8 protein-coding genes and 1 pseudogene are annotated in these 10,933 nt (G+C 37.7%); 3 read left to right on the top strand and 6 right to left on the bottom strand.

Annotated elements, in window-relative coordinates; genetic code table 11:
• Positions 1-322: 322 nt before the first annotated feature.
• Genes ASE01S_RS05155 through ASE01S_RS05145 form a run of 3 tightly spaced genes read left to right on the top strand, consistent with a single transcriptional unit; the run spans position 323 to position 2,967 of the window.
• Positions 323-898, top strand: coding sequence for a TetR/AcrR family transcriptional regulator (locus tag ASE01S_RS05155; protein ID WP_067839324.1), 576 nt, complete (start codon positions 323-325; stop codon positions 896-898).
• Between the two features lie 23 nt (positions 899-921).
• Positions 922-1,986, top strand: coding sequence for a serine hydrolase domain-containing protein (locus tag ASE01S_RS05150; protein ID WP_067839321.1), 1,065 nt, complete (start codon positions 922-924; stop codon positions 1,984-1,986).
• A gap of 15 nt (positions 1,987-2,001) precedes the next feature.
• Positions 2,002-2,967, top strand: a complete 966-nt coding sequence (locus ASE01S_RS05145) for an SDR family NAD(P)-dependent oxidoreductase (protein WP_067839318.1) — start codon at positions 2,002-2,004, stop codon at positions 2,965-2,967.
• A gap of 179 nt (positions 2,968-3,146) precedes the next feature.
• Here ASE01S_RS05145 and ASE01S_RS05140 read toward each other — a convergent pair whose 3' ends face one another.
• The 6 genes and pseudogenes from ASE01S_RS05140 to fdrA all read right to left on the bottom strand — a co-directional run.
• Positions 3,147-4,370, bottom strand: coding sequence for a dicarboxylate/amino acid:cation symporter (locus ASE01S_RS05140; RefSeq protein WP_217995639.1), 1,224 nt, complete (start codon positions 4,368-4,370; stop codon positions 3,147-3,149).
• Positions 4,371-4,753: 383 nt separating this feature from the next.
• Positions 4,754-5,704 carry a carbamate kinase gene (arcC, locus tag ASE01S_RS05135; RefSeq protein ID WP_067839315.1) on the bottom strand — a complete coding sequence of 317 codons (951 nt, stop codon included), beginning with the start codon at positions 5,702-5,704 and terminating at the stop codon, positions 4,754-4,756.
• Between the two features lie 39 nt (positions 5,705-5,743).
• On the bottom strand, positions 5,744-7,012 hold the full coding sequence (locus tag ASE01S_RS05130) for an MFS transporter (RefSeq protein ID WP_067839312.1): 1,269 nt from the start codon (positions 7,010-7,012) through the stop codon (positions 5,744-5,746).
• A 2-nt stretch (positions 7,013-7,014) separates the two neighbouring features.
• Entirely contained in the window at positions 7,015-7,872 is an 858-nt protein-coding gene (locus ASE01S_RS05125; protein ID WP_067839309.1) for an oxamate carbamoyltransferase subunit AllH family protein, read from the bottom strand.
• Entirely contained in the window at positions 7,872-9,122 is a 1,251-nt protein-coding gene (locus ASE01S_RS16160; protein WP_373277930.1) for a YlbE family protein, read from the bottom strand. Before ASE01S_RS16160 ends, ASE01S_RS05125 begins: the two co-directional genes overlap by 1 nt.
• A gap of 30 nt (positions 9,123-9,152) precedes the next feature.
• Positions 9,153-10,874 (bottom strand): annotated as a pseudogene (gene fdrA, locus ASE01S_RS16155) (acyl-CoA synthetase FdrA); the annotation flags it as partial.
• Between the last annotated feature and the right edge of the window lie 59 nt (positions 10,875-10,933).

Below are 10,933 nucleotides of genomic sequence, written 5' to 3'. Positions count from 1 at the left end.
ACACATTAAGATCCTTAAATCCTGTAAACTACTCAAGTTTAATTTAAAAATCTGGTAAGCTTTACTTTCAATGAAAGGGGAGCCGCATTTTTAAAGCTACCATCACCTCAACCAGAAAGGATATATTCACTATTATTTTGTTTAAATATCAACGATCCTCTCCCTATATTTAAGCTTCATTTTCTTAGCAACTCGAGCGGCTATCAAGTTGAGAGCGCTAAAAATAAAAAAAGGCTTTACAAACAGATTAAGATAAAATAAAATACGTTATATAACAAGTGTTATATAACGTATTTTATTTTATCTAAGGAGGACGGTTTTAATGCCACCGAAAAAGAAATTCTCTAAAGAACAAATTATCGAATCTGCTTTCCAGATTGCCAAAACAGAGGGGCTCGATCATATCACCATCAGAAAGGTAGCCGAACATTTAAGTAGCTCAAGTGCTCCAATCTATGTCAACTTCACTGACGTTGATGAATTGAAACAATCTGTTATTAAAAAAATAGCTGAATGGAGTAAACAGTTAATTCAAGAACAAAATTCTGGAAATCCCTTTGCTGATATCGGCATTGCCAGCCTCAAAATGGCCACAGAGTATCCTGTGTTAATGCGCGATTTTGTCATGAAACCAAATCGATATCTACAGGATTACAACCAAGAAATGGGCAATGACTTCGTCGGCCTTATGAAACAAGATCCCGATCTTAAAGATTTCACTGATGAAGAATTGCAGACCATTCTATTAAAAATGAGAGTGTTTCAAACTGGTCTTACACTTATGGCAGCGAATAACTTACTTCCCGAAACGTTTGAATTGGAGCAAATGATTAAATTGTCGGATAGTGTGGCAGAGGATATTGTATTAGGAGCGCGTCTTCGTAAGGAAAATACTTAATAAATAGAAGAGGAGGAATCAGCATGGGAAAGAGCTTAAACGCATTGTTTCTTGAACAGACTGTCCAACAAATGATAAAAAGGAGAAATAACTTTGGAGCCATCTTTTGTATCGAGCAGGGCAAACAGCATTTCTCCTGGATTGGTTCGGCAGGTAATCTTCATACAAATGATCAGTATTTTATCACTAGCGTTACAAAGCTGTTCGTAACAGCCATTATTCTGAAACTTAAAACAGAAAATCGTTTAAAGCTAAAAGATAAGATCACTAAATATCTAGCTAATGACATGATGGAAGGACTACACGTATTAAATGGAATAGATTATTCCTATGATATTACGATTGAACATCTTCTTTCCAACACTTCTGGTATTGCAGACTACTTTTTTCAAAAGCAAGCAAATCATAAAGCCGTAGCCAAGACACTTTTTCAAGGTCAGGATGAACCATGGCCACTGGAGAGAACGCTTTTAAGTATAAAGAGAATGAAACCTCAATTTAAACCTGGAGAAAAAGCGAGTTATTGTGGCACAAACTATCAACTGCTGGGTAAAATTATCGAAAATATTACAGGTAAAAGCATAAGGGAAAGCTTTCAATCTTATCTTTTTGATGAATTAAATTTGTCTAACACCTATATTTATGCTGATGAAAGCGATACAACACCTGTTCCTCTTTATTATAAGTCTCAGCCTTTGCATATTCCTAAATTTATTTCATGTGACTCGTTTACACCTGAGGGAGGAATTGTATCTACAGCGAAGGATACGATGATATTACTTAAAGCCTTTTTTAATGGTCACCTTTTTCCGGAAGATGAAATTGAGCATTTAAAACGATGGCACTTCATTTATCGACCCGCACAAATGTATTATGGGATCGGATTAGAAAAGTTATGGGTACCTCGTATTTTAGCTCCATTTAATCCGATTGAGGAAATTATCGGTTTTTGGGGGCAATCAGGGGCCTTTGCCTTCTACTATCCGAAGCAAGATTTATATTTCACAGGTACAGTCAACCAGGCAAGTGGGTTAGGGCATAACTCAGCATTTCAAGCGATGATTAAGGTGATCAAATCAGTAGGTTAAAGGAGACTAATTCAAATGAAAAATAAAATTGTCATTATCACAGGTGCAAATTCTGGTATTGGGAAAGCAGCTACGTTAAGGTTCGCCAGAGAAGGCTATAAAGTGATCATGGCTTGTCGTGATATCGAGATTAGCCGCAAATGTCAAGCAGAAATTATCAAAATAACCAACAATCATCTTGTCGAATTAATGGAGCTTGATGTTTCCTCATCCGAATCTATTCAAAGGTTTTGCTCTATATTTCGTAGTCGCTACCATCAATTAGATATTCTCATTCATAATGCTGCTTACTTTAATCATGGTCAGCCATACCGGCGTAGCCAGGATGGGGTAGAATTAACATTTGCCACTAATGTCTTCGGTCCCTTTTTGATGACATCGTTATTGTATAATGAATTGAAAAAGTCTGAGGATCCAAGGATTCTGCATGCAGGTAGTAATATTATTAAACATTTCCTTGATCCAAAAACAAAAATAGATTTATCTCATTTGCTAACTAATAACATACCAGATAGCTTTAGTGTTTATAAAATGTATGCTCAATCCAAAATGGCACTTACTCTACTAACATTTAAAATGGCTGAAGCATTTAAGCAGGATGGCATTAACGTTAACGCCTTACAAATCAATGGTGCCAAAATGTCTAAACGGACCCTTCGCAAGATTAAACCTTGGTGGAGACTTATTGCTCGGGTACAAAACTTATTTTTTCCTGACCCTGCTTATATGGCTGATAAATATTTTAAAATTTGTACCTCAGAGAACTTCAGGAATACAACCGGAAAGCTTTTTAACGATAAACTAGAGATCATGCAACCAGCACCAAAACAGTATCCCGGTTTTATTAAACAAGTTAAACAAGTTCTTGGTTCTCATGTTTATCCTGCTTATGACGAGGTCACTGGTGTAACCTTGGATCTCTGGGGACTATGTAATACGTTTGTTAGTGAAGCAAAAGATCTCAATCCAAACAATCAGTAGCAGCTGCTGAACGATCACTGATCACGTCTACATTCATAGATTCTCCCATGCTCTTTTAAAAAAACTCTGTTTTAGGTAAACGTTGATTGTGCAACAGTTCATTGATATGGTCATAACTAAAAACCTCGCTTCTAATATAGAAGCGAGGCGAACAAAGGCTTTCCTAATAAGCCTTCCCTTTATGTGTTATATTTTTGATTGTCTAGTTCATTTTCACTCTTTGCTATCATTAACGCTGATAAGGCATCTGAATCTACATTTAATACCGTTCGAAGCATACCAACAAACCATTCAACCCCAGCAAATAATAAAATGCTTTCAGCAGGTAAGCCCATTTGAGGAACGACGATAGACAATGACACCAAACCAGCTCCAGGTACAACTGCATTAGCTAGTGAAGCCAATGTGGCTAAAACAGCGATGTAGATATACTCACTAAATGAATAGGCATAGCCAAAAATTTGTGAAATGGTAATTATAGTAATTGCCATATGCATAGCAGCACCATTACTATTTAAAGTCATTCCAAGTGGAACGACAAGTTTAGCAATTCTTTCACTAATACCTAGTTTTTCGATCGAATCCCTGAGCGTTACCGGCAAAGTAATAGCCGATGATGTGGTCGTAACTGCCATGATCGACATAGGTGACATCTTTTTAATCAATTTAACCATGCTAATCCGACAATAAATAGACGAAACAATTAACCAGCCCACTAAGAAGATAAAGGTTCCAAGGGCATAGATTAATAAATACTTTAATAGAGGTAATAATATTGTAACGCCTAAATCTGCTACAGTTGACGCAAGAATGAAGAAGATCCCAATTGGTGCAACCTTCATTATAATAGAGATAAGCTTAATAACAATTGCGTTGAAATTGACTGTTACTTGTAAAATTTGATTAGCCGGGTCCTCTAATCTCACATAGCTTATCGCTAGACCAAATAAAACGGCAAAAACGATGACCTGAATGATACTGCCTTCAGCCATAGATTGAATAATATTGTTTGGAAAAAAACCTAGTAATGTATCTTTAAATGTACTTGTACTCGCTTCCGGTATTGTACCATCCACGATTAGAGTAGAATCAACTCCAGATCCAGGCTTAAAGATCAAGCCCATTAAAACTCCGAACAAAGCAGCTAAGATGGATGTACCTATGAATACAATAAAGGTTTTGACTCCTAATTTTCCTAATTGTTTAGGGTTTAATTGACCTACCGCTTCAATAATTTGTCCCATTACTAGTATCACTATTGACATTTGAATTAGTCTAAGAAATATGGATCCAATTAGATCAAATGAAGTCATTTGTTCTTGGAATAACAGGCCGAATAACACTCCCAAAATTGTCGCTATAATAATTTGAGTGGTTAAATTTACTGATTTTATTGTTTTCAACACGTATCTCTCCTTATCTATTGGAGGTACTGGGACAATATGTACGGATTGGGCATGGTCAGATATTTATTTGTTCTAAAATTGCTAACATTGTTAGTAAATTTATTCTTCCAATCCGCCGGATGAGGAGCTTATCTATCACACTTAAGTGTGGTGTTTCCATCAGGAGAAACAGCAACCCATCATGCTGGCTTCCGTTTCTTCTGATGGAAAATAAACTCCATGTCCGTTTTCTTAATTGACTGCTACAAATTATTTTATGCAACAACACTATGATCAAAAATAGGACTAGAGATGATATGCTCCAGTCCTAAATTTAGATCTTTTTTAGTCCTGTAAGTATGACCATTAATAATGATTAAGCTTACTAGATTGACGGAATATTAAAGAGAGTGGTAATTGGATATTACGGTTCCAATTAAGCCATCTTTTAAATTTTCCAAGTTCTCTAATGAACTAATCATCGCCTTAGAAGCTGGACTATTTTCTAAAAATTGAATAACCGCCTCAACTTTTGGCAACATACTTCCTGATGCAAATTGACCTTGATCAATGTATTCTCTTAATTCTGCTAAACTTACATCCTCTAATTTTTGTTGATTTTCTTTACCAAAATTAATATAGACGTTATCTACACCTGTTAAAATAATAAAATAATCTGCCTTAACCATTTCAGCCAACTTTGCTGCGGCAAAATCCTTATCTATAACAGCTTCAACACCTTCAATACCATTTTCAGTTGCCACAACAGGTATACCCCCGCCGCCCGCAGAAATTGTAATGAAATCATTTTCGATAAGATATTCTACCATCGGATATTCGATAATTTCAACAGGCTTTGGCGATGCTACGACTTTCCGCCATCCTCTACCTGCGTCCTCTTTATAATTCGCGCCATCCTTTTCACTTGCAGCCATGGCTTCTTCTTTAGTTAAGAAAGGTCCGACAGGTTTCGTTGGATTTTCAAATGCTGGATCATTTTTGTTGACTAAGCATTGAGTAACAAGCGAAACAGACTGCTTCGCAATTTGTTTGCTTTTTAAAGCCTCATTCATAGCATGCTGGAGCCAATAACCAATACTCCCCTGCGTCATAGCGACACATGTATCTAATGGCAATGCCGGATTTTTTTCAGAATCAGCTGCTAGTTGCTGATTTAATAAATTTCCTACTTGTGGACCATTACCGTGAGTAATCACAAGCTGATGTCCTTGTTCTACTAAACTAACTAACTTTTCAGCTGTATCCTTTAGCACTTTTTGTTGACCTTGTGCAGTTGGATCATCTGTTAAGATAGCATTTCCGCCTAATGCAACGACAATTCTTTTTCCCATCTTGAACTCCTTTATGTTTATGATTAATTTGTAAAATGATTATGCTTTTTCTGGTTCAGGATTTTCTTTAGTAAACGCGATAAAGACTAACCCGACAATTAAAAGGGCACCAGAAATATAGAAACTAATTTCCATTGAACCTATCGCATCAACGAACCAACCAGTGAAATAAGGAGATAAAATCGAGCTACTCATTCCAACAAAGTTGTAAGCACTTAATGCTGTAGCTAAGGAAACTTTTGGTGCGTGTTTGGTAACAAACGCAACCATTATTGGGTCTAAAGCTAACTTGCCGAATAATCCATAGCAAACGAGCGCAATAACTAAAGCGGTATGACTTTGTACATTCGCAACAGCAATAATAGAAATAGCTGCAAGTGGTACTAAAATAAAAATCAGTAATTTTGCTTTTTTTAGTTTGTCAGATAATCTAGCGAAAAGGATCGCTCCAGGTATTGAAGCCCATGGAACTAATGAAGAAATAAAACCTACTTCAGCCCCAGCATAGCCACGCTCGACCTGTAAAAATTGTGGTAACCAGGTTGTTACAACGAAAAAGCCGTATAGAGAACAGAAGCACATGATGAAAATGAATAGTAGATTTTTATTTTTAAAAATTGTCGAAAGCTTTACTTTCTCTTTTGGTGTATCTGTGTCTTGATTAGCGTTGGCAGCTTGTGCGGCTTTGCGATCTTCAGGTCGAATCACTTTCTCATGAAGCATGACATAGAATAAAATCCCGACAACAATAGTGACCACTGCCATAACATAAAAGGGTTGGCTCCAGCTCCCGCCTCTTTCTAGCACTAAATAACTGGATAATAAATATCCTCCAGATATACCAAGCGCCATCCCACTATTAATAATAGCTGTACCTAAAGTTAAACTTTTTGTTGGGATAGCTTCTGTAGATAAAGCATATTGTGGACCATAGTAGAAGCCTTCTCCGATACCAGTTATCGCACGATAAATCATAAAAATACCAAAGCTACCTGCAATACCCGTTAAACCTGTTGTTATTCCGAATAGAATAAAGCCAACAGAAATAATCATCTTTCTCCCATACTTATCACCTACCACCCCTCCAGGGATCTGTGTGATGGCATAAGTCAGGAAGAAAATACTGTTAATTAATCCAATTTGGGAATTACTTATCCCGAATTGTTCACCAATAATATTTTGAACAGGATTTAATATGGTACGATCAGCATACATAATCGCCCAACCAATGGTGAATAAGATAACAACCTTCCACCAGTACCTATCTGAGACTTCGACAGCTCGATGCTTATTTACTGTACTTTCCATGGTTATTTCCTCCAATATTTTTGTTTTAATGCCACATATAAACCAAACAATGTGTCATACCCTGATGTATGACCATAATTTGTAACATCCTTAACAAGTCTCTCCGCCTTTGTGCTTTCGACTGCCTGATTCAAATTAATTAATAATTGCTTGAAATGTTCACTGACGTAACCTGCGATTAAACAATTAAGGTAATGGCGACTTACATCTGTTGTTGAATGCTTGCTCAAGTGTTCGTTTAACTCATCCTTCCAATATGAATCTGGAGTTAATGCAGCCTCAGCCATTAACAAGCCTGAGATAAAGTCGTCTCCACTTGGGGTTAATCCGATTCCTCTTCCGAAAAAATAATGAATGGAGTCTTTAATTAAGTGCCTATTGGTTGGTGCGGCGTTGATCAATTGGTTAATGATTGTTAAATCTTGATCAGAATAGATAACATCAGATTTGTTCAAAAAATCAAGCTGTTCAATCTTTTGAAATAACGCATTATGAACCAAGGACTCTTTTTGAATTTGAATCGGCTTGATGCTTAAATCGATTTGAGCAATCTTATCTAATTTAAGCTGATAGATAAGATGAGGCGTATGAATCATGAGCTTCCCATTCATCCATTCTGTCGTGCCGCCTACTTGAATATCACCCAGCAACTTGTTTAGTATTTGAGCAGGTATATTAATCCCAAAAGCCGAAAGAGGAGTGCCCAATGCCCCTAAATGGATGAGTGAATGGTTAAATTCAATATTAAAACTCGTGTTAAAAACACTATGAATTTTACCTTTCAACTCAGATGACAGAATATGGGGTAAATAATTACTTACTACCCCATATTCAACCTGAAAATAACGCTTGATCTCCATTAATCTATTTTAATGCCAACTTTTTCTGCATAGGCTGCTAACGCCTTTTCAAAACATGCGAGTGGGGCACGGACAGTTCCAGCACCTACTTGGCCGATTCCTGCTTCTTTATGAGCAATTCCGGTATTGATTAATGGTGTTATACCTGTCTCTACCACTTTTCTTAAATCGATACCTAATGTCGCACCTTTGAAGTCCCAAGTTGGGATGGCCCAGTTAGGATTATTGGAAATTGAAATCTCATCCATCTCATTTGATACATTTAAGGCATCCTCAAATCCTCCTGCGCCGACAAATCTGGTCACACCCGGTGCTGCCACCATTGCCATACCACCGACACCGACAGCTTCCGTAATGGCACTATCACCGATATCTGGGTTTCCATCTTCTTCTGAGAAGCCGGTAAAGTATAATCCTGTTGGTTTGTTTACTGGTGCTGTAAACCATTGATCCCCCATACCGCTAATTCGAACGCCAAAATCTTTACCGTTTCTAGTTAGTGCGGTAACTACAGTTCCTTTTTCAATCTTTCTAGCGTAATCTGCGATAACTTTTCCTGTTGCCATCATAATATTTAAGAAGAATTGATCGGTATCCGCTAAGAACTGAATCACTTCTTTCTTCTTACTATCTTCTAGATCGAGCGCAACAATCGCAGGCGTTACTTCTTTTAAGAAAATTAAAGATGCCGCAATATTTCTTTGATGGAACTCATCCCCCATTGTTATTGCCTTGGCAATAATAACGTTCACATTGATTCCACCGTCTTTTGTTTTTATGGCTTGACTCAGTACCGGACCTAATACATCCTTCATCCAATGTAAACGATCCACTACTTCTTGAGCGTAGGCACCAAAGCGTAATACTTTTCCAATCCCTTCGTTCATCGTACAGTATGCTACGGTATCATCTAGCTTGTTTTCTACAACTAGGACAGCCATATTAGCTGAAGTGATACCGCCCATTGGTCCAACTGCATGAACATGATGGTTAGGAACAAATGTTACTTCGCCTGATTCCAATAACTTTTTAGCTTCTTCTTCTGTTGAAGCCCATCCTTCAAATAGTACTGCTCCGATACAGGATCCTTGCATTGGGCCTGTCATTTCCCCCCATGTGATTGGTGGACCTGCATGTGATAAAACTTTACCATTAAGCTCTGGTATCACAGATTTAGCAGGAACAACATCAACAAGGAAAGGTTGAGCATTTTTCAATCGTTCTAAAACTTCTTCGTTTGCTTCGTTGATTTCATCTTCTTTTTGACGTAAAGCATTCAAAATTTTGATCAATTTCTTATTACCGCCAGCAATAGGCTTCCAATTAAATTGAACGGTCTCACCGCCATATTTAATTATCGGTTCGGTAAAGCTTTCTAGACCAATATTAATCACTCTAGGCATCGCGTTTAATAATTCATCAACCGCCGCACTTAATTTAGGTAATGGTTTTTTCTCATTTGAATATGGAACAACCTCTTTATCAGCCTCCACTAACTCTTTACCCATGAATTTAAGTGCTAATTGAACAGCCTTGGCATTGCTTTCTTCTACGATAACACCGGCTTCTTCTAAGGTTGAAACGGCTTGATTGTAATCTTGAGGGTCTTGTTTGGTTCCAACCACTGTTCCTACAAAATGCAAGTCTCTTCCATCCGCTTGAGCAGTCGCAATTGCTTCTTTCACAGCAGGTGCTAGAGCGGATGCCATATCTGGATGTGAACCGTATCCTAACACGCAATCAAGTAAGATAACACCTGTTGAAGAATCGTTTGCGTACTCTTTAATTTTATTGATTCGAACTTCTGGATCAATCATAGGATGAGGCTTACCTTGCGTATAAATATCATCACCTAAATCCATCACTTCAAATCCATCTGCCTTCAAAATATAGCCTTCTGCTTTTATTAAGCCACCTAGTTCTAATGCTTCAGAAATTAACATGCCTGCTTCAGCAGCTAGCGTTCCACCAGAATATAGGCCTTTAACCGTCTTACCTGCTGAAAGTGCCTGTTCAACTATATGAGATGCGGGCTCTTGGTAATTAGCTTTGACCGTATTGCCGTTTGCCAAATCAACTGCTATTCGTGCTGTTTCTTCTAGAGTGTGAGCAAGATAGACATTGCCTTCATGATGATCTGGTTTCTCTCCAATGAAGATGGCTACTACGGGTTTACTAATATCATGAAGAAGTTGAACGACTTTATCTCTTACTTCTGGTGCAGGTGGCTTGGAAATGACCACGACAACCTCTGTTGGGTCGTGATGCTCTAAGCCAACAATGGCGTCCATTACCGTAATAGCACCGACTTTGTCACTTAAATCACGGCCTCCAGTACCAATTGCGTGGACCACTCCCCCACCTAATTTATCTATCATCGCTGTTACTTCTTGAATCCCTGTACCAGAAGCGCCAACTATTCCGATATTACCTTGATTCACGACATTGGTAAAAGCCATCGGAATACTTGAAATGATTCCCGTTCCACAATCAGGACCCATTAGGAGTAATCCTTTTTCATGCGCTTTCTTTTTCAGTCTTACTTCATCCTCAATGGAAATATTGTCACTGAAGGAGAAGACATTTAAGTTATGATCCAATGCTTTTTCTATTTCATCTGCAGCATATTCACCAGGAATGGAAACAAGGGCTAAATTAGCATCAGGCATAGCTTCCATTGCGCTTTCCCAATTTTTCACTGCTGCCATCCCCTCTGAATCCTTCTTAACTGACAGATCATTTAAAAAGCGATCGACTTCTGCTAGTACCTGTTCTATTACTGCTTCATCATCTGTATCGACCACGATGACCATATCATTGCCTTTTGCGGCTTCAGCCTCAGGAGTTAGCAAGCCTGAGTTTTTAAAAATATCTTTATTTGCATCCGTCCCCATCATAATCGAGCTTTTATTAACCCCTTCGATACTATTAACTGAATTGGTTAACAGCATTAGGTTAATCGAGTCTTGATAACTATTTGCTTTTATTATTGTATAGAGCATTTAAGATCTCCTTTCTTTGTGATATTTTTATTATACTTTTGAAAGAAAGTGTTTTCATT

Source organism: Amphibacillus sediminis NBRC 103570 (genome assembly GCF_001552275.1).
Classification (GTDB): domain Bacteria; phylum Bacillota; class Bacilli; order Bacillales; family Amphibacillaceae; genus Amphibacillus_B; species Amphibacillus_B sediminis.
This window is presented reverse-complemented; position numbering and strand designations above follow the sequence as displayed.

What these genes read in the sequence shown, in the direction of transcription:
- ASE01S_RS05150 (WP_067839321.1), top strand. Translation starts at nt 922, where the DNA reads ATGGGAAAGAGCTTAAACGCATTGTTTCTTGAACAGACTGTCCAACAA.
- ASE01S_RS05155 (WP_067839324.1), top strand. Translation starts at nt 323, where the DNA reads ATGCCACCGAAAAAGAAATTCTCTAAAGAACAAATTATCGAATCTGCT.
- ASE01S_RS05125 (WP_067839309.1), bottom strand. Translation starts at nt 7,872, where the DNA reads ATGGAGATCAAGCGTTATTTTCAGGTTGAATATGGGGTAGTAAGTAAT.
- ASE01S_RS05145 (WP_067839318.1), top strand. Translation starts at nt 2,002, where the DNA reads ATGAAAAATAAAATTGTCATTATCACAGGTGCAAATTCTGGTATTGGG.
- ASE01S_RS05130 (WP_067839312.1), bottom strand. Translation starts at nt 7,012, where the DNA reads ATGGAAAGTACAGTAAATAAGCATCGAGCTGTCGAAGTCTCAGATAGG.
- arcC (WP_067839315.1), bottom strand. Translation starts at nt 5,704, where the DNA reads ATGGGAAAAAGAATTGTCGTTGCATTAGGCGGAAATGCTATCTTAACA.